Annotated in this window: 12 protein-coding genes; 7 read left to right on the top strand and 5 right to left on the bottom strand. The window is 66.3% G+C overall.

Annotation, left to right across the window (positions count from 1 at the left end; translation table 11 throughout):
• Nucleotides 1-23 precede the first annotated feature (23 nt).
• Complete coding sequence (gene map, locus Poly30_RS03790) at nucleotides 24-917, bottom strand: type II methionyl aminopeptidase (RefSeq protein ID WP_419190918.1); 894 nt, start codon at nucleotides 915-917, stop codon at nucleotides 24-26.
• Nucleotides 918-1,006: 89 nt separating this feature from the next.
• Between map and Poly30_RS03785 the strand changes: the two genes are divergently transcribed.
• Together Poly30_RS03785 and Poly30_RS03780 are read left to right on the top strand one after the other, a co-directional pair.
• Complete coding sequence (locus Poly30_RS03785; protein ID WP_145194691.1) at nucleotides 1,007-1,468, top strand: hypothetical protein; 462 nt, start codon at nucleotides 1,007-1,009, stop codon at nucleotides 1,466-1,468.
• A gap of 286 nt (nucleotides 1,469-1,754) precedes the next feature.
• Complete coding sequence (locus Poly30_RS03780) at nucleotides 1,755-2,681, top strand: serine/threonine protein kinase (protein ID WP_145194690.1); 927 nt, start codon at nucleotides 1,755-1,757, stop codon at nucleotides 2,679-2,681.
• A 122-nt stretch (nucleotides 2,682-2,803) separates the two neighbouring features.
• On the opposite strand, the gene Poly30_RS03775 is transcribed toward Poly30_RS03780, so the two are convergent.
• Nucleotides 2,804-5,413 (bottom strand): tetratricopeptide repeat protein, encoded by a 2,610-nt coding sequence (locus Poly30_RS03775; protein WP_145194689.1) that lies wholly within the window; start codon nucleotides 5,411-5,413, stop codon nucleotides 2,804-2,806.
• A 485-nt stretch (nucleotides 5,414-5,898) separates the two neighbouring features.
• A complete protein-coding gene (soxR, locus tag Poly30_RS03770; protein ID WP_145194688.1) occupies nucleotides 5,899-6,432 on the bottom strand; it encodes a redox-sensitive transcriptional activator SoxR in 534 nt (177 codons plus the stop codon).
• A gap of 99 nt (nucleotides 6,433-6,531) precedes the next feature.
• Here soxR and Poly30_RS03765 point away from each other — a divergent pair, with 99 nt between their 5' ends.
• The 5 genes from Poly30_RS03765 to Poly30_RS03745 all read left to right on the top strand — a co-directional run bounded on the left by Poly30_RS03765 (nucleotide 6,532) and on the right by Poly30_RS03745 (nucleotide 11,367).
• Nucleotides 6,532-6,918, top strand: coding sequence for a VOC family protein (locus tag Poly30_RS03765; RefSeq protein WP_145194687.1), 387 nt, complete (start codon nucleotides 6,532-6,534; stop codon nucleotides 6,916-6,918).
• Nucleotides 6,919-7,081: 163 nt separating this feature from the next.
• Nucleotides 7,082-8,284 (top strand): hypothetical protein, encoded by a 1,203-nt coding sequence (locus Poly30_RS03760; RefSeq protein ID WP_145194686.1) that lies wholly within the window; start codon nucleotides 7,082-7,084, stop codon nucleotides 8,282-8,284.
• 74 nt (nucleotides 8,285-8,358) lie between these two features.
• Nucleotides 8,359-9,738 (top strand): sodium:solute symporter family transporter, encoded by a 1,380-nt coding sequence (locus Poly30_RS03755; RefSeq protein ID WP_145194685.1) that lies wholly within the window; start codon nucleotides 8,359-8,361, stop codon nucleotides 9,736-9,738.
• Nucleotides 9,739-9,850: 112 nt separating this feature from the next.
• Nucleotides 9,851-10,783: an RluA family pseudouridine synthase gene (locus Poly30_RS03750; RefSeq protein WP_145194684.1), complete on the top strand. Its 933-nt coding sequence runs from the start codon at nucleotides 9,851-9,853 to the stop codon at nucleotides 10,781-10,783.
• On the top strand, nucleotides 10,780-11,367 hold the full coding sequence (locus tag Poly30_RS03745; protein WP_145194683.1) for an acyl carrier protein phosphodiesterase: 588 nt from the start codon (nucleotides 10,780-10,782) through the stop codon (nucleotides 11,365-11,367). The genes Poly30_RS03750 and Poly30_RS03745 overlap by 4 nt, the downstream gene beginning before the upstream one ends.
• 6 nt (nucleotides 11,368-11,373) lie before the next feature.
• Here Poly30_RS03745 and Poly30_RS03740 read toward each other — a convergent pair whose 3' ends face one another.
• Together Poly30_RS03740 and Poly30_RS03735 are read right to left on the bottom strand one after the other, a co-directional pair.
• Complete coding sequence (locus tag Poly30_RS03740; protein WP_145194682.1) at nucleotides 11,374-11,742, bottom strand: hypothetical protein; 369 nt, start codon at nucleotides 11,740-11,742, stop codon at nucleotides 11,374-11,376.
• 197 nt (nucleotides 11,743-11,939) lie between these two features.
• A complete protein-coding gene (locus Poly30_RS03735) occupies nucleotides 11,940-18,272 on the bottom strand; it encodes a hypothetical protein (RefSeq protein ID WP_145194681.1) in 6,333 nt (2,110 codons plus the stop codon).
• Nucleotides 18,273-18,356 lie beyond the last annotated feature (84 nt).

Genomic DNA, 18,356 nt, shown 5'->3' with positions numbered 1-18,356 from the left:
AAAAGGACGTTCTGGACGCCTGATCAAGCTGTGATGATCTCGACGCCGTCGGGTCCGAGGTAGAGAGTGTGCTCGGTCTGAGCCACGAGGACCCCCTCTTTCTCGACGAGAGGTGGGTAGCGCACCAGGACACCCTGACGCGCCAGCTTGGAGATCGTGTCTTCGACGGCGTCGGTCGGAAGGTCACTGAAGTAGCGGCGAGCGATCGGGAGCCCCCGCCACTCCTGCATGGCGCGCAGTACGTCCTTGTCGATCCCCTTGGCCTTGCGGGGCGGCCGCACGAGCATGAACACCTCCGCGCGTCCGGCCTCATGGATGAAGCCGCGCCCGGTGCAAGAGAACGGCTCGATCGCGATCACCATTCCTTCGGCGAGCTTTCCGCCGCCCCGTTCCCCATAGTTCGGAATTTGAGGCGCGCAGTGAACCTTCCACTGATCGAGGCCGTGGCCCGTCAGGTTGCGCACTGGCTCGAAGCCGGCTTTGGTGATCGTTCGCTCGACCGCGGCACCGATCTCCGAGACCGGGCGGCCCGGCTCGACCAGCCCGATCGCCGCGCTGAGGGCGTCGGCCGACGCCTGGATCAGCGCCTGATTCTCCGGCTTGCCAGACAGATCGACGGTGCAGGCGGTGTCAGCGATCCAGCCGTCGATGTGAACTCCCATGTCCACCTTCACGACGTCCCCTTCCTGGTAGACGGTCTCGTCGTCCGGGCTGGAGCAGTAGTGGGCCGCGCATTCGTTCCGGGACGTCTGGGCGGGGAACGCCGGGGCGGCACCCTCTTTTCGGATCGTGTCCTCGATGGTCTCGAGGATATCGCGGAGGCGGACTCCGGGCTTGATGGCCCCTCGGGCCCACTCACGGCACTGGGCGGCGATCTTTCCTGCCCGGCGCGTCTTTTCCAGTCCTTCGGCGTTCATCCGCGGGATGGTACCGCCGATGGCTTCTGACCCGGGCATCCAGTCGCCGTTGCACCTCGCAACGGCGAAAATTGTTCCGGGTTCGAGCCATGAGACCCACGTCCCCCCCCCATCTGCGCCTCGCGCCCGCACTCGCCCACTGGGCGCTGGGTCTCGCCCTCGTGGCGCCAGGTCTGACGGGCTGCGTCACGACGACCACCAGCCAGCCTGCAGGGGCCGACGGCGCCATTCTGACCGCCATCCCGGTCTCGAGGGCCTGGCTCGTCCTGGAGCAGGGAGAGACCGTGGGGTCTGTCGTCCGATACAGCGAAGCCGGCGACAGAGGGCGGTTCCTCTACGTGGTCCGGAACCTCTGGGATCAGGACCTCGGGATGATCGATGAGCGCGGGCGGGCCTGGAAGCGGATTCCCCACGAGGAGGACCGCTGGCTCGGCACGGGCAGCATCGCCCAGGGCGTTCGACAGATCCTGGAAACAGGTGTGGATTGTCAGCTCCTGGAGCTCTCCGCGGCCGAAGTCGAGGCTGCCACAGCCGCCGCGAGGGCCCTTTGAGATCACTCGCCAGTCCTGAATTCAAGGCTCTTTCATCGGAAGCGCTGCCCGAAGACTGCGGTGGCTCGGAGAAGGATGGACACCTGCACAGGTTTCCCTCAATCCGGAACGGCTTTCGCTCGATGAAGGGGGAGCGCAGCCACTGGAACACCCGCTGGATCCCCCATCGGAGCACTCCCTGGCAACGACGGCTTCCCGCTGAGCCCACGCGGCCACGGCAGCCCCAGCTACGCACCTCGTCCGTCCACCCCCAGCACTGCTCCCTAACCTCGTCCGAGGCCCCCAGATGATCAAGCTCGAAGCCGGCGAACGAATCGGCGCCTACCGCGTGATCGACTTCATCGCGCGCGGCGGTTTTTCGCTCGTCTACTTAGCAGAGGATGAGAGCGGCCAGAAGGTCGCGCTCAAGATCGGCGACGTCGCAGGCGGTGGCCGCTATGTGACTCGCTTCCTCGAGATCACCAACAAGCGCCAGCCCGAGGGGATCAGCCCCGACGAAACGCCGGCCGAGGCGATCTTCTTTCGCCAAGATGGTGTCCGCATCGACTTCCTCGACGTGCACGAGATCGACGATCTCGTGCGGAGCGAAGCCGAGGTCCTGAAGCCGATCAAGAACCCGAACGTCGTTCGCGTTCGCGACTGCTTCCGTCACGAAGGTCGCCCCGTCATGGTCATGGACTACGTCCGTGGCAAGACGCTGCGCGAGAAGATCCGCGCCCTCGAGGGCATCCGGCTCAACTGGTTCCTGACGATCGTTCGCTCGCTGCAGAAGCTGCGGTCGACGACCGGGCTCGACTACCACGGCGACCTCAAGCCCGAGAACATCATCGTGAAGCCGTCCGGCTCCGTGGTCCTCGTGGACCCCGCCATGCGCGCCGACGAGCGCGGCGTCATCACGACGACGCCCCACTACAACCCCTTCCTCCTGCGGAACAGCAAGGCGGACGTCATGGGCATCGGCGTGATGCTCTACGAGATCCTGACCGGCGTTCTGCCGTTCGACGACGTCCCCTGGCAGTACGCGGGCCGCGAGCAAGGCGGAGAGGTCGAGCGCCTGTCGCTCAGCTTCTTCCTGAGCTACGCACCGCCGAAGGACCTGAACCCGAACACGCCCGAGGCGCTATCGCGCATCGTGTACCGCTGCCTGACGGTTCAGGAGTATGGCCTGGAAGAGCTCGAGAGCGATCTCGTCGACTTCCTGCGCAAGGACTGATCGTCCTGCGAACAGCCGCGACCGCAAGAAGGCGCGGCCCGCTCCGGCGGGCCGCGCCTTCTTGCGTTGACCGTGCGCCGCCAAGGCCGCTCCGCCCACCGCATCCGCGATCGACGTCAGCGCTACCTGGAAGCCGCCTGCTCGGCCTTTCCCCGGGCTTCGTGGAGCGATGCGAGGTGCGCCGCGCATTCCTTCAGGAGAAAAGGCGGGGTCTCCGGGATCTCTTCCATCGCCTTCTGTGCCCCGAGCAGAAGCGCCTCGGACTCCGCGAAGTCCCCCTTGCCGATGAGCGCCGCGCCCAGCGCCGTCTGCGCGGAGTAGCGCCTCCAGCTACTGGCCGGGAGCTTCTCTTCGCGGATCGAAAGCGCCTCGCGGGCCAACGGCTCGGCCTCCGCGAACTTGCCCTGGCGCAGGAGCGACTCCGCGTAGCCGAGCAGGCTCACGGCGATCTCGGGGTTCCGATCCCCCATCACGGCTCGCGTGATCTCCAGATGCTCGCGGAAGAGACGCTCCGCGCTCGCCGCGTTCTCCTTTCCGCCTCTCGCCAGCCAGAGCTCGGCGAGGTTCGTCAGCGTCTCACGCAAGACCTGGTTCCCTTCACCGCCAGCCGCGCGTCGAATCGCGAGAGCCTCGCCGTAGAGTGGCTCGGCGCGGTCGAGATCTCCGCGCATCTTGTGCAGGCTCCCGAGATGATCGAGAGTCACCGCCACCTTCAGGTGATCTCCACCCAGCTTGGCTTGCCGGATACGGAGAGCTTCCAGAAGCATCGCCTCCGTTTCCTCGCCCAGCTCACCCAGCTGCACCCGTGTCGTCGCCAGGTTGTCCAGGTCGTTCGCCACCCCCGGATGCTCATCGCCCAGAATCTCACGGTCCAATTCGAGGGCTTCGACGAGCATCGACTCGGCCTCGCGCCATCGATCCTGGCGCCCAAGGGTCACCGCAAGGTTGCTGAGTGCCCGGACCATTTCGCTATCTCGATCGCCTCCATGGGCGCGCCGGATGGAGACCACCTGCTCCATCAAAGACCTGGCCTCATCCAGCTCGTTGCGCGCCATCAAGACCCGCCCGAGATGGGAACTCGAGGCAGCCAGCTCCAGGTGGCCCTCTCCGAAGACGCGTCGCTGCGTCTCGATCACCTCCCTGAGGAGAACCTCCGCGCCGTCGAGATCGCCCCTCGTCCGCAGAATTCCGCCGAGATTGGTTTTGATCCGAAGCGCGTCCGATGACTCGGCTCCCTCCGTGGCGAGGCAGACCTCCAAAGCCTCGCGGGCCATCGCTTCGGCTACCTCCAGCTCACCCGTCGACTCGAGGATCAGACCGTAGTTCGTCAGGAACGTGGCGAACACGGGTTTCGTTGGCCCGAGGTGCTTCCGAGCCAGATCGACGGCCACAGCCATGACCTTCTTTGCGTCCTCGAAGCGTCCGAGTGCCTTGTACGACAGGGCGATGGTCCCGCGAACCTCGATCTCTACCAGCGGCTGCTCTGCCAGAGATCCGGCCTCGACCTGACGGATGGCCACGTCGAGCGCCTCGCGCACCGTGCCGTCCCGTCCGATCTCGGAGTCCGGACGCGCCAGCTGAAGCATCTCCTGGAGGAACGCCTTGACCGCGATCACCTTCGCGCGCTCCAGCTCCGAACGTTCGAGGCGCTCCACGGCGAGTGCCTCGGCGCGCCTGGCGCGGGAGGCCTGCATCGAACTGACCACGAGGCCCGCGGCCAGCGCCAGAAAAACCGCGACGATCCCGCCCACGAGCACGCGATTGCGCCGCGCAAACTTCGCGAACTGATAGCGAGCGCTCGCCGGACGCGCGACGATCGGCTCGCTCGCGAGGTGCCTTCGGAGATCGGCCGCCAGATCGTCGGGCGAGCGATAGCGTAGCTCACGGTCCTTCTCGAGCGCCTTCGCCGTGATGGTCTCGATGTCGCCGCGGAAGACTCGACTGATCGAGCTGAGCCGGCGCGAGTCCTCCTCCCGGATCGACCTCATCACGTCGAGAATGTCCTTCCCCTCGATTTCGTGGGGCAGACGGCCCGCGAGCAACTCGTAGAGAATCACGCCCAGCGAATACACGTCGCTCCGCGTGTCGACGTCGGACGAGCTGCCGCCGAGCTGCTCGGGGCTCATGTACGGCAAGGTCCCGACGATCTGGCCGATCTCCGTCTGAAGCGTCGCCTGGAGATCGGAGTCCGTCGCGCGTGCCACGCCGAAGTCGAGGACCTTCGGCTGCCCTTCGCGGTTCACCAGGATATTGGCGGGCTTCAGGTCTCGGTGAACGACACCTTTCTGATGCGCGTGCTGTACGGCGTCACAGACCTGGGCCATCAGCTCCAGGATCGCCGCCACCCCCAGCGCGTGCTTCTTCACGTACACATCGAGGTCGTCTCCTTCGATGAGCTCCATGGCAAAGTAAGGCTGCCTACCCTGCGCCGTCTCCGCCGTCCCCGCGTCGTAGACCTGCGCGATTCCGGGATGCTGCAGGCGAGCGAGCAGCTGGGATTCCAGCTCGAATCGCCGAAGCAGATCGGGAGTCAGGAGCCCGAGCCGGATCACCTTGAGCGCCACCGTGCGCCGCGGCTGATCCTGCTCCGCCTCGTACACGGTCCCCATCCCCCCCTCGCCGATGACTCGACGGATTCGATAGCGCCCGATAAGGGCCCCGATGGCGGACGACCGTGGGGAAGATTCGACAGCGGGTATGGCGTCATGTTCGGCGGGAGATTCGGACGGCATGCAAGAAACCGTAACGTGCACCCTGATGAACCGATAGACATGGAGACGACTCGCCCAACCTGGGGGCCGACCTCCGCAACCACGATCACGCCCGACCTAGGAGTCTGCGCCACAGAATGCGGTTTCGCGAGTGCCGTCAGGATTCGCGCTCGCAAGGCGCGCCGGACCCCCCATGGTTGGATGCCATTGGGGTTTGGCGCAACGCCGCGAGCGCGGATCCTGGCGGTGCTCGCGGAATCGCATTCTGTGGCGCAGACTCCTAGCCTGCATTATTCACGAGTTTGCTCCACCAGTGCGTTCAAACCGCGGCGTGGCAAGGAAGACGACCGAACGAAGCGGAGGCGGGCCCGTAGGCCCGTCGAGCATTCTGTGAGGGAGCCCGCGAAGCGGGCGGCAGCCAAAGGCTGCCGTCTGACGCCGCCACGGCGTGGTTTGGGCGTGCTGGTGGTGCAAACTCGTGAATAATGCAGGCTAGTGCTCGGGCGCTATCGCGAGGTCTGGATGCCATTGGGGTTTGGCGCAACGCCGCGAGCGCGGACCCTGGCGGTGCTCGCGGAATCGCATTCTGTGGCGGAGTCTCCGAGGAGATAGCGCGGGCCAGCCCCTTTCTCGGCGGCGACATCCTCCCCGTTGTAGATATTGCAGACCTTCAGGGAGAGGCATCCGCATCCGATGCAGGACGTGAGCCGATCGCGGAGAGACTCGAGCTTCTGGATGCGGTCATCGAGATCGGTCTGGAAAATCCGGGCCAGGCGCTCCCAGTCGCGGCGAGTCGGCGACTTGGACTCGGGCAGCGCTTCGAGCTGCTCGGCGATCTGGGTGAGTGAGTAGCCGAGCGCTTGCGTGATCAAGATGAAGGAGACGCGCCGGATATCGGAGCGCAGGAATCGGCGCTGGCCGCTGGCGGTCCGGGAGGGCGCCAGGAGCCCCTTCGACTCGTAGAAGCGAAGGGCCGAGGTCGCGACGCCTGTCCGTTCTGCGAGCTCACCGATGGTGACGTAGGTAGAGGAAGTAGCCATGGGGAGAGAATCTCGAAATTCGATCTGGAGTTCAAGCTAGGTTCAAGTCCCAAGGGGTGGGCTCACATGAATTCCATTTCCCTATCCAAGGAGCCCCCCATGTCCAACGCCCGCCTCGAACACCTCAACGTCACCGTGATCGATCCCGACAGCACCGCCCGAATCCTCGCCCAGATCTTCGACTGGAGGATCCGCTGGACGGGCGCCAGCATCCACGGTGGCCGCACGATCCATGTGGGTGCCGAAGATACGTACCTCGCTCTCTACTCGCGCGACGGCGCGATCTCGATGGAGGCGCAGACCTACGACCGCCGACTCGCGCTCAACCATGTCGGGATCGAGGTCGACGACCTGGAGGCGACGGAGCGCCGGGTCCGCGCCGCAGGTCTGGAGCCGTACCACCATCAGGACGACGAGCCGGGTCGGCGGTTCTACTTCAGGGATGGAGGCGGCCTCGAGATCGAGGTTCTCTCCTACGGCTTCTGAGCCAGCCCCGATCATCTTGAGGTGGTAGGCCTCGCGAAACCAAGGCCGTCACTTCCGCGACCTCGTGTCGCCGTTGGCGCAGCTGGCGGAGCGCTGGTACCCTCTGGCCTCCGCCCGCTGTCCGCTTCACCGCCACGGACAACGCCGTCCGTAGATGAACACCATGATCGCCTCGCTCTGCCTGCTCGCCCTCGCCGCCTTCCCTCCGGATCTCGAACCGCTCGCCGAGGAGCGCGGGCTCAAGGATGTCGAGCAGATCGCCCTCGAGTTCGCTCGACTCGAAGTCCCCGAGGCAGGTAACATCGGCTGGACCAAGACGACGGTCCAGCGCGCTCAGCTCGACGCCGCGACGCACTACCTCGTGCACCAGAAGGCCGAGTTGCTGGACTTCGACGCGCTCGGCTTCGTCACCGTGGAATCCAGGGGGCTCTACAACGCCGATCTGCAGCTCGTGCACGAGGTTCGGCTGGCCCAGCCGTTCGGTGCGAGTACGGAACCGCTCGAGCTGGAGTGGGGCGAAGAGGGCTTCCGCTGGCGTCAGGGCCGCGGCGGGTGGAGTGACGCTTCCGCCGAGGTCCGTCCCACGGTGAAGACCGATGTGGCGCTTTTCATCCAGGGACTCGATCTGCAGGTGCCCTTCGAAGCGCACGTCTTCGAGGAGAAGACCAAGACGCTGGAGACCCGAACGCTGAAGGCCGGGAAGGAGACCCAGGTGGACGAGGCGACCATGCTGGACTTCGAGGTCGACGGCTCGACGCCGATGCACCATCGCATGACGACCCAGGGCGTCTACATGAGGTCCAAGATCGGGGATCTCAGCGTGGTGGGGATGGATGTTTCGGACGACATCGAGGTCGTCCTGGGCATGCTCATCGCCGACAACGAAGCTTTCGCGTCGGTACTGGGGAAGGCGGTGGCCAGCCAGTGGAGCGAAAAGAGGGGCACCTTCGAGAATGCGTCGCTCGGCATGAGCCTTGATCTCCCCAAGGGATGGGAACGCGCGAGTGACCAGGAAGGCGACGGCGTGGTGCTCCACGCACTCTCCTCCGACGCGAACGCTTTCATGAGCGTTTCCATCACGGTCCTGGGGAGCGGATACACGCTCGACGGTTGGAAAGACGGGCTCCTCGAGAGCTACGCCGAGTCCGCCATCGACGGCAAGGTGACCACCAAGGAGATGTCGTTCGCCAAGCAGGACGCGATTCGCTTCGAGTTCGCCACGACGGGCGACGCCTCCTTGGACACGACGGCGTACGCATGGAAGCGTAATGGCATGGGCTTCACCGTGATCGCAGGCACGTGGGTGGACTCTCCCAAGAAACTCCATCGGGAGACCCAGAGCATCTTCAAGAGCGTCAAGTTCTGATGGTCGGCGCCGGGCGCCACGCAACTCGACTCCGGGATTGACACCGGAAGCGATGGGTACGATTCTGCCAGCCCTTGACCGTCCTCCTCGCCGGAATCCTCGCCTACGTGGCGCTTCAGCTCGCCGTCGGCGTCATCGCCTCGCGGACCATCGCGAACGAGACCGACTTCTTCGTGGCGGGTCGGCGGCTCGGGCCGGGGCTGGCGGCGATCAGTGTCTTCGCCACCTGGTTCGGGGCGGAGACCTGCCTCGGCGCCGCCGGTAGCGTCAGCGCCGAGGGCCTTTCCATCCTGACGGTCGAGCCGTTCGGCTACGGGCTCTGCCTCATCGTCACCGGCGTGGTCTTCGCGGCACCGCTCTGGCGCCGCGGGATCGTGACGCTGTCGGACTTCTTTCGGACCCGCTTCGGCGGGGCCACCGAAGGCCTCTCCGCGCTTGTGCTGCTGCCGAGCTCGATCTTCTGGGCCGCGGCCCAGATTCGCGCGTTCTCGGAGATCCTCGTCTCCAGTTCGGAGGGACTCAGCCTCCAGGCGGCCCTCGCCCTCGCCGCATGCATTGCGATCGTCTACACCGTGCTCGGCGGGCTGCTGGCGGATGTATGGACGGACTGTATTCAGGCGAGCATCCTGGTCCTCGGCCTGCTGCTCGTGCTGGGCGCCGTCATCCATGCGCTCGGCGGACCGGCGGCGGCGTGGGCCGCGCTCCCGGGCGACAGGATCAGCTTCTCGCTGCCGGAGAGAACCGGCTGGTTCGACGTGGCCGAAGCCTGGGCGATCCCGATCATCGGATCCGTCACCGCGCAGGAGGTTCTGGCGCGGAGCTTCGCCGCGAGGAGCGCTCCGGCCGCGCGCACGGCGGGCATCGCTGGCGGGCTGATCTACCTCGTCGTCGGCGCCATCCCCGTGACGGTCGCGCTGCTGGCGCCGAGCCTGGCCCCGGCGCTGGAGCATTCCTTCGGAGAGGGCGACGCGTTCCTCCCCTCGGTGGCGAAGGAGTTCCTGCCTGCGGCGCTCTACGTCCTCTTCGCGGGCGCGCTGGTCTCCGCGATTCTTTCCACGGTCGATAGTGCGCTGCTCGTCGCGGGATCGCTCGTGGCGCGCAACGTGGTCCGCCAGGGCGACACGACCGAGCGACGCAAGCTCCTGCTGGCGCGCGCCGGCGTCGTCCTGTGCGGCCTGGTCGCCTGGCGCTTCGCCGTCACCGCCGAGAGCGTTCTGGCCCTGATCGAGCGCGCCTCCGCCTTCGGCAGCGCAGGCATCGTCGTCGCGGTTTCCATGGGCCTCGCGACGCGCCGCGGCGGAGCTGCGAGTGCCATCGCTGCGATGGTCGCAGGCACCGGCGTGTGGATGGTCGGCGAGCGTTTCCCCGACCTCATGCGCTACCCGTTCCTGACGTCCGTCGCGGCCGCTTTCGTGGCGTTCTGGAGCATGGCGCTCCGGTTCCGGAAACGGTGACCCGTCCACCGACGAAGCAGTCGGTGTGCGGTGGGGCCAGGCAGGCGGGGCGCGCCCGCAGCGCTTCCGTTCGCTGCTTGCTCTTTGGGCCGTGCGATCGACAATAGCCGCCATGCCCCTCCAACGCATCACCTACGTCGTCCCCAAGAACCTCAGCGGTGATCGCCTCGACGTCGTGCTCGAGGAACTCGTCAAGGACCTCTCCCGATCTCAGCTCCAGAAGCTCGTTCGTCGCGGGAAGGTCCGGGTCAACGGCAAGGTGGTGGCGCGCTCCAATGGACGCGTTCCCAAGGGAACGGCCATCGAGATCGAGCGCGAGGCTCCCGCCCCCACGATCGAGGTACTCCACCAGGATGCCGACATCCTCGTCGTCGTGAAGCCGGCCGGGCTACTGACCCACGGCGCGGATCGACGGCCCGACAGCGACGACCTCGCGAGTCAGCTCGACGAGCTGTTCGGGCCTCTCCCGATCAGCCGCGGGCTCGAGCGGCCCGGCATCGTGCACCGGCTCGATCGCGACACCAGCGGCATCCTCGTGGTCGCGCGCCACGAGCCGGCGCTGGAGAACCTCCAGGATCAGTTCCGGGATCGCTCCGTGCTCAAGGTGTACCAGTGCCTGTCCTCGGGCTCGCCGCTGGAGACGGACTTCACCATCGAGGATCCCCTCGGCCCGGTCCCGGGGAAGGCCGATCGTCAGCAGATCGACCACGCGCACGGCAAGGACGCGCACACGGACTTCCAGGTGCTCCAGTCGTTCGGGACACACGCGCTGCTCGCATGCAGGCTGCACACGGGTCGCCGGCACCAGATCCGCGTGCACCTCGCCGCGCGCGGGCTGCCGGTGCTCGGCGATCCACTCTACGGCTCGCAGCAGCAGCGCCCCCTGCCAGGCGGCGTTGCCGCGCCCGCACGCCTGGCGCTCCACGCGTGGAAGCTGGCCTTCCGCCACCCCGGTACGGGCGAGCGCATGGAGTTCGCGAGCGAGCTGCCGCAGGATCTGCAGGCGACCGTCGACCAGCTCCAGAAGCTGCGCGACCGGGTGTGAACTACCTCGCCCACTCGACGCTCGCGGAAGATTCGGAAGAAGCGAGGCTCGGCTCGCTCCTCGGTGACTTCTCGAAGGGCCTCGACGTCGAGCGTCTCACGCCCACGATGCGCTTTGCGCTCGAGGAGCATCGCGCCGTCGACGCGTGGTTCGACGCTCTGCCGGAGATCCGCGAGGAACGGCGCTCGTACCCCCCGCACCTGCGCCGCTTCGCCGGCATCCTGACGGACGTGTTCTTCGACCACTTTCTCGTGCGGCGCTGGTCCGACCTCTGCGACCGGCCGATGGAGAGCGTCACCTCCAGCCTCTACCGCGCTCTCGAAGTGCACGCGCACGTGCTCCCGCCGCGCCTTCGCGAGGTCGCGCCGTCGATGATCGAGCGCGACTGGCTCGGCAGCTACGGCGATATACGAAACATCGAGCGCGCGCTGCACGGCATCGATCGCCGGATGCGGAGGAGCACGCCGATTACGGAAGGGATCGACGTGCTTCACCGCCGCGGCGAAGAACTCGAAGCTCTCGTGCTGGAGGTCTTCCCGAGGGTCCGTGCGTTCACGGAAGAGCGCCGCGCCCTCCTCCGATAGCAGCTCCTACCTCTGATCGAAGTAGCCGAGCGCCTGGATCATGGCGTCGCTGGCCGAGAAGGGCCTCTCCCCGTGCTCCTGCCGCATGTCGTCAGCCACGTGAACGAAGAGGGCATAGCACGCGTTCAAGACCGTCGAAATGTTCGCCTGGATCCATTGCTGGGCAATCTCCAGCCCCTCATGGGCATGCTCGACCTCATCGAACTGCCCGGTCAGGAGCGCCACCTGGGTGAACTGCTCGGACATCCATTCCCGATCCTGGACCCGCGTCGGCTCACCAAACATGACCGCAAGAACTCCCCCGGCCACCTTGGTCTGCGCATCGTCAAAACCAGCGAGGCTGGCTCGAAGCTGATCGCGTGAAGGAACTTGCATGAAGCTCCGTTTCTAACCTCCCATCCCCACCAATGCCACCGAGTCCCCAAGAACCCGACACGTCTGCACCTGGTCCGTCCGTTCCGGAACGTCTGCACCTGGTCCGTTTGTTCCGGAACAAACGGACCAGGTGCAGACGTTCCGGAACGGACGGACCAGGTACAGACGTTTCGGGTTCCTGGGCCTTGGCTTTCCGGTCAGCGGGACGGGGGGGCGAGTTCTAGCATGCTCGCGCCGGCCGCCTCGTGCATCACCAGTAGGGCGTAGCGTTCCACGGAAGGGCCGCTGACTCCTGAGAGGGAGACGTAGTCGAAGCGGCCCCTCAGGTCCGTGTAGCCGTCCTTGTGGAAGCGGGTCTCTCCGTTCTGGAGGAGAGCGTAGACCTTCACGTACGCCTTCGGGAGAGCGGCGCCTTCTGCGCCCGCTCGCACGCGGATCTGGCCGTAGCGCTCGATTCCCTGGACCACCAGGTCGCCCGCGAAATAGGTCGCCTGGCGGGTGATGCCCTCGCCCCGGACCTCGACCACCACGTTCGCGGTTCGGAGGTCATCGGGCAGAGGGATCGAGAGCTGAGTTTGGTCCGACTGGACCTGATAGCGGTCCACGCGGGACGGACGGATCACCCCGAACGTGCCCTGGCCGCCACGCACGAACGGGCTGTTCGAGAACAGAAACTCCACGTCCATCCGGTGGTAGCGGACCTCGACCTCGTCGATCGACTCGGCGCTGACGATCACATTGCCCCCATCGACCTCCACGGCAAGGAGCGGTTCCGCGCCCGCCAGAGCCCCCTGGCTCTGGTCCCGATCGTCGGGATCCGCGCCGAACCCGCTGCCCGGCTGACCCTCGATCTCGTCCGCCTGGGTCAGCACGTTGCGGAAGCGCGACCGCCAGAGGTCGACCGGGTAGTCCCGGTAGCCCTCGGCCACGCCGCGGGCCATGGCCACGTCCTCCCGGTAGAACGCCATGTACGCCGTCATGTAGTCGTACTGCACCCGAGTCCGCAGATTGCTGGCGTCGATGCTCCCGTAGAAGCGGAGCGCCTCGGCGATTCGATCCTGCAGAAGGAGGTAGTACACGAGTTCGACGCGCTCCTCCGCGTCGATCTCCTCCTCGAGGACGAGCGTCGACAGGAACCGCTGGTACTGCCCGCGGAACTGGTCGTTCAGGATCTTCCGCTCGCCGCCGAACTCATGGGTGCGGCCGTTCACGAGCGGCTCGTAGGCGAGATGCTCGTAGGCCTTCCGGTCACGTGCGTCGAGACTGAGCAACGGCGAGGCGAAGGGCGCAGCCACGCGCTGGACGAATCCCTCCTGTGCTGCCAGGAAGCGCTCCGTCCGTGCGGCGTCCCGGTGCTTGACCGCGTACTTCCAGAGCACGTCCGGGAAGAGGCCGCGCTGGCCGAGCGTGTCCGTCACCGACGCGAACGCACCTGGATCTCCCATGCGCCAGGCGATCTGCCCGAGATCGAGGTCGCGCGGGTTCTTGGCGCGGAGGTACTCCAGCACCTCCGGAAGCTCCGCGTTCTGCGATACCCATTCCCAGGTCGTCCGATCGATCTCCGAGACCTCGTCCACGACCTGCAAGGTCGACGGTTCCGCCGCGCCCAGGAGCACGCTGCCGCTGCCCGCATGCACCGGATAGTCGCGGTACGTCCCTGACTTCGGGAAGTAGAAGTACGTCTCCAGCGAGGTCGTGCCGTAGCTCCCGAGCGTCACCGGGATGCCGCGCGTCATGTGACTGTCGCCGAGCGGGATCGCACCCTCCGGGATCTGCGCGAGAAGCTGCATCTGGAGCGTGGACGACGACGGATTCGTCACCACCATGCGGCACCCGTAGCGGACGCCCTTCAGGAACTCACCGGTCACGAATCGATCACGGGTCACACCGTCCACCGTCTCGCTACGACGCTCGGGGTCGAAGAAGTCCTGGCCCACGAGCACCGTGGGCGAGCCCTCCTCCGACGCGGCCAGCGCGATATCCTCCAGCGCCAGGAACATGAGAGACTTCGCCTGGATCGTCACGCTGCGACCGTCCGCGCTCACCTCCGGCTCGTCCGCCGTGAACGGAAGGTCCAGGAACGCCAGCGCCAGCAGCTTCTCGGTCACGCTGCGATTCGCCAGCGGGAAGGCACCCGAGGTGAACGGGCCGGGACCCGCCGCCGCGAAATCGACCCAGAACGGCGAGACCGTCACGAGATCGGCATTCATCCTTCCGAGGCGAACATGCCAGTAGTGGGTCTCAGCGTACTCGACGGTCCTGGCGAGATCGCGATAGTAGAAGCCTTCGACCTCCTGCCGGAGCCCGAGCTGATCCAGCTCGACTTCCTCCACCGTCTCTTCCAGATCCGCGAGCTCGCTCAGCGCGCCCTCCAGCGCCGGCGCCGCCTCCGCCTGCCTCCGGGACCTCGTCTCTGTCGACTGGCGACCCAGGAAGAAGTCGTCGCTATCCGAGGCGGCTCCGGACGGCGCTGGCGCCACGGGCGCGCCGGCGTAGCCGAGCGAGCTCAAGGACTTCTCCATCGCCTCACTCCTGGCATTGTCCAGGGCCAGCGCCAGCGAGGCCGTCGTGGTGGAGAGCCCTCGGCTCGCCAGGATCTCCGCGAACGAAGCGTCCAGCGAGAATGACCCCGGCGGCAGCAGCCCGAGCAGATCCCGCGTGATCGCCGCGGCATCGCCTCCCGTCTCACGGAGCAGCAGAATCAGCTCCACCACGTTGAGCTGCTCGAATCGCCACGGCTCCAGGTAGCCGCTCAGGTCGCGGTCCAGCAGCCAGTCGTCCATGAAGGTCGCGTGGCCCTTGCTGGAGAGATGCGGCACCACGATCGACCGGAAGAACTCCGGGTCTCGCTCACGCAGGAACACATGCATCTCATGGCAGGCGAACTCCGAGTACTTCGACCGCTTCTCCAGCTCGGAGAGTTCGGGCCATCGCACGAGGAAGTCGAACTGGCCCATCTCCTCGATCCCTTGCCCGCTGGTGCGGTACAGCTCGAACACGTCGCTCAGCGACCCGAAGGTCTTGGCGCCCGCGTTCGGCGCGTCGCGAATCACGTACGAGTCTCCCGCCCCTAGAAATTCGATCCGGCGCTGCTGGGTCATCGGCTTCTCGGGATCCAGCGCATCGACCAGCCGGCGCTCACGCAACGCCATCGGCGCCTCCGCACGCACGATCAGTTCATCCACGGTGATCGAGTCATCCATGGCCACGATCTGCACGATGTGCTTGTCGCCCAGGTCCGCGATCGGGATCCGCACCCGACCCTGCTCGTCGGGGCGAAGATCCGTCAGGAAGACGGCACCCTCCGCAAGGAAATCAGGAGCGTGGAAGGCGGCGCCTCCGGCCACCGAGGGCGGTTCGAAGGATGATTCCGCGATGGCATGGCCGCCCGCACGCGAGTTGCGCTTCCCACCGAACCGTGACCCATCACGCCCATCGTCCATCATCCGATCGTCCGTCTCCTGGAGAGCCCACGGATGGAGCAGGTAGCCCGGGCGGGTCAGCATGTTGCCTGGGAAAGGATCGATCAGGCGACGATCGAGGATGTAGCGGTACTCGTCGCTGATCTCGCGGCCCGACTCGTAGGTCGTGAACAGCGCACCGAAGTCGGTTCGAGCTGGGGACGCCAGTAGCCCAAGACCGAGCGCTCCCCTGGCAAGGATCGGCTCGACGAAGCGCGTCGCGATGACCTGCACTCGCGCTCTCGGCGTCGAGCCTCCGAGCTGCACGAGCAGCGCATCGCCCGACCTCGAGACCTGCACGATCTGCAGCGGAACGGCGTCGACCACGTCGAGCGCATGTTGCTCTCCCACGATGTGCCCGAAGGCAATCTTGCCCTCCAGAACCGTCAACCGAAACGTCTGCGCGAAACGCTCCAGCGTCAGGGAGTATTCGCCCGCGGGCAGCCCGGCCACCACGAGGTAGCCATTCGCCAGAGACAGCGCGTCGAAATGGTCACGGATCGGCTGACCCTGCGCGTCGATCGAAAGGAGCGAAGCGAGCGCTCGCGTCACCTCCTTCGACCTCACCGAGTACGGGACGCGCAGCGGCTGCCCGGCTTGGGCGTGCAGCTGACCCGGAAGGCCCGCCGCGGGGAGCGTCCGGATGTCCCACGCATTGGTGGCGTTCGACGGCGAGATCACGCGGAGCGAGTCGATGTCCGCGAGCGGCCCCAGCCGAACTCGCCCCCGCTCATCGGTCTTGAGCCGCACCGACTCGGTCACGCCGACCATTCGGTTGGTGAGGGAAATCTGGACCTCGGTATCGGTGATCGGCTCGCCGGCACGCCCCAGTAGATCGACTGCGTACCCGTCGTCCGGGTTCTGCGTCAGGTAGGAATGGAACGGGCTCTCGGTGTGGCTCTGGTTCACGGGGAACGACGTGGGCGCACCGTCGAGGACGACGTCCTCACCCAGGGAGAGGCTGCGAACGGTCACGCGCAGCATCACCGTCAACGTGTCGACACGCTCGGGAACCGTGATCTCGTGGACGATGTCACCGCTCTCGGTGAAGTCGAAGCCCGTGGCCACGCTCTGGCTCCTCGTCCCGTCCTTGGTCGTCGCCGTGACGTAGAGCGTTGCGTCCTTGACCGCGGCCATGGGGATGCGGCGACCGTTGAGCGTCAGAGCGGGTCGGGTGAGGATGGTGGCCTTCGTGCCCTCCAGTAGCCCTTCGAGCGGCGCGTGGGCGGGCGCGGCGAGTTGGTAGTTCTCCGCACGGTGCTCGAAGCGAGCGATCGACGTCACCGCTCCACTGCGGAGAAGAACCCGCTTGAAGCTACCGCGCGGCGAGAACGGCACCAGGATCTGCCCCTGCTCGTTCGGAAGGTAGTCGCGACCGCCGAATCGCACGATCGCATCGTCCTTGGGCTGGCCGCTCCCGTCGATCACGCGCAGAAGATGCCCGGCCGCCGTCTGGCGCTCCAGGAGCTGAAGCGCCCCCTTCACGACCACGGCGCGGCTGGAGACTCCCCCGCCGATCAACTCGACGACGTAGGTCCCTGGCTTCGAGAGCGAGTCCATTCGGAGTTCCCGTCGGACCCGCCGAATCGGCGGCGCGTCGAACTCCAGCACGCGGGTCTCGTTCGCCACCAGTCCATCGAGATCGAGGCTCGAGTTCACCGGACGCTCGAAGCGATCGAAGTACGCGACGGGATCGACCTCGAAGACCTTGACGATCATTCGGTCGACGTTCTTGACGTCGACCTGGAGCGTCACTTCGTCTTCGGGCGCGAGATCGCGGGGGTTCGTGCGAGCGAATTCGATGTCAACTCGCTGGCGGAGGGCCTCCGCGCGCGCGGCGCCGAGCCACTTGATGTACTCATCGGCTTGCTCCGGGTCGCCGTAGAGCAGCTTGGCCTCGGCGAACGTCTCCCGGACGAAGTCCTGCTCGAGCGCGCCCACGTAACGCTGGTACTGGTTCGAAGCCTGGAAGACCTTCAGGAGGCACTCGTGGATGAGCGCGTCCTCCGAGCCGATCGCGGGAAAAGGCGTGATCGAGCGAAAGTCATCTCCGAGCGACGCGCGCTGGCGCGAGTCGTTGCGCGGGCTCACCCAGAGTCGGGTCTGCCGCGGCAAACGCAAGTAGGTCAAGAGCCGTTCCTCGTTCACCCCGCCGCCGTCGAGTTCGAAGGCGATCCAGTGGTACAGAAGATGCGCTTTGAGCGAGACGAACGCCTGCGGGAGGAGCGACGCGAACTCCCAGGCGCGCTCCAGGTAGGCCAGCTGATCGGCACGGTCCTCGATCGTCTCGGGGAAGCGGGGCGCGAGCCGCTGCATCACCGTGTTCACGTAGGTCGAGTTGGAGAGCATCTCGGGGCGCGCGGCCCGCAGCGCCTCCAGCTGGGCGAGCGTCAGCTTCGCGTGAACGCTGCGCGTACCGAACGTGACCCGGTCGGACGACGCCATGTCCTGGACGATCAGCTCCACCAGCCCGGGCACGTCGGGGCGCGGCAGCTGCTCGAGGAGCCAACCGCGCTGATTGTCCGTGAGCCTTCTTCGAACCAGCGACTCCAGGAGCACAGGGTCCATGTCCTGCAGCGGCTGGCGCGAGTTGCGGCGGAGCGCCTTCTCCAGCAGCCGCTCGGTCGAGATCTGATCCGGATCGAGCGAGGTCGGAGCGTTCGGCGACTCGCCTGGGACCACTCGTCGCTCGTTGAAGCGGAGCCCGAGCTCTCTCTCCAGGAAAGCATAGGTCACCGCCGGATCTGTGGACGCGCGGAGAAGCGCCTGACGCGCCTCGATCTGGCGATAATCAGCCCCTTCCCCGTGGGTCTTCTTCCAGCTCTGGAGGAGCTCGTCGACGGAGTCGAGCTGACCCCCTTGCTGGAGCACGAGGCTGGAGAAGTAGTAGTGCTCCACGGTCCCGGGCAGGAGCGCGTCAAGGGTCTTCCCACGGTCCTCGGACAGCGCGAACTCCTCGTAAAAGCCCGCTGGAAGCCTGCCGAACGATTCAGGAAGGCTCACCTGTGCCTGGAGTGGGGCCAACGAGAACGTCGAGAGGGCGATGCAGGCAGATAGAAGTCGATTCATGGGGCTCAACTCGGGACAGGAGACGAAGTAGGAGCAACAACGGCGCGTGATGCGGGCGTGTGGGAGACCAACGGCGCGGGGCGG

The organism is Saltatorellus ferox, from assembly GCA_007751475.1.
Classification (GTDB): domain Bacteria; phylum Planctomycetota; class UBA1135; order UBA1135.
The sequence above is the reverse complement of the archived record's forward strand: the minus strand, read 5'-3'. Positions and strand labels throughout refer to the sequence as shown.

Excerpts from the sequence above, each read along its gene's own strand:
- soxR (WP_145194688.1), bottom strand. The coding sequence starts at position 6,432 with ATGGCTACTTCCTCTACCTACGTCACCATCGGTGAGCTCGCAGAACGG.
- Poly30_RS03750 (WP_145194684.1), top strand. The coding sequence starts at position 9,851 with ATGCCCCTCCAACGCATCACCTACGTCGTCCCCAAGAACCTCAGCGGT.
- Poly30_RS03740 (WP_145194682.1), bottom strand. The coding sequence starts at position 11,742 with ATGCAAGTTCCTTCACGCGATCAGCTTCGAGCCAGCCTCGCTGGTTTT.
- Poly30_RS03780 (WP_145194690.1), top strand. The coding sequence starts at position 1,755 with ATGATCAAGCTCGAAGCCGGCGAACGAATCGGCGCCTACCGCGTGATC.
- Poly30_RS03785 (WP_145194691.1), top strand. The coding sequence starts at position 1,007 with ATGAGACCCACGTCCCCCCCCCATCTGCGCCTCGCGCCCGCACTCGCC.
- Poly30_RS03765 (WP_145194687.1), top strand. The coding sequence starts at position 6,532 with ATGTCCAACGCCCGCCTCGAACACCTCAACGTCACCGTGATCGATCCC.
- Poly30_RS03760 (WP_145194686.1), top strand. The coding sequence starts at position 7,082 with ATGATCGCCTCGCTCTGCCTGCTCGCCCTCGCCGCCTTCCCTCCGGAT.
- Poly30_RS03735 (WP_145194681.1), bottom strand. The coding sequence starts at position 18,272 with ATGAATCGACTTCTATCTGCCTGCATCGCCCTCTCGACGTTCTCGTTG.
- map (WP_419190918.1), bottom strand. The coding sequence starts at position 917 with ATGAACGCCGAAGGACTGGAAAAGACGCGCCGGGCAGGAAAGATCGCC.
- Poly30_RS03775 (WP_145194689.1), bottom strand. The coding sequence starts at position 5,413 with ATGCCGTCCGAATCTCCCGCCGAACATGACGCCATACCCGCTGTCGAA.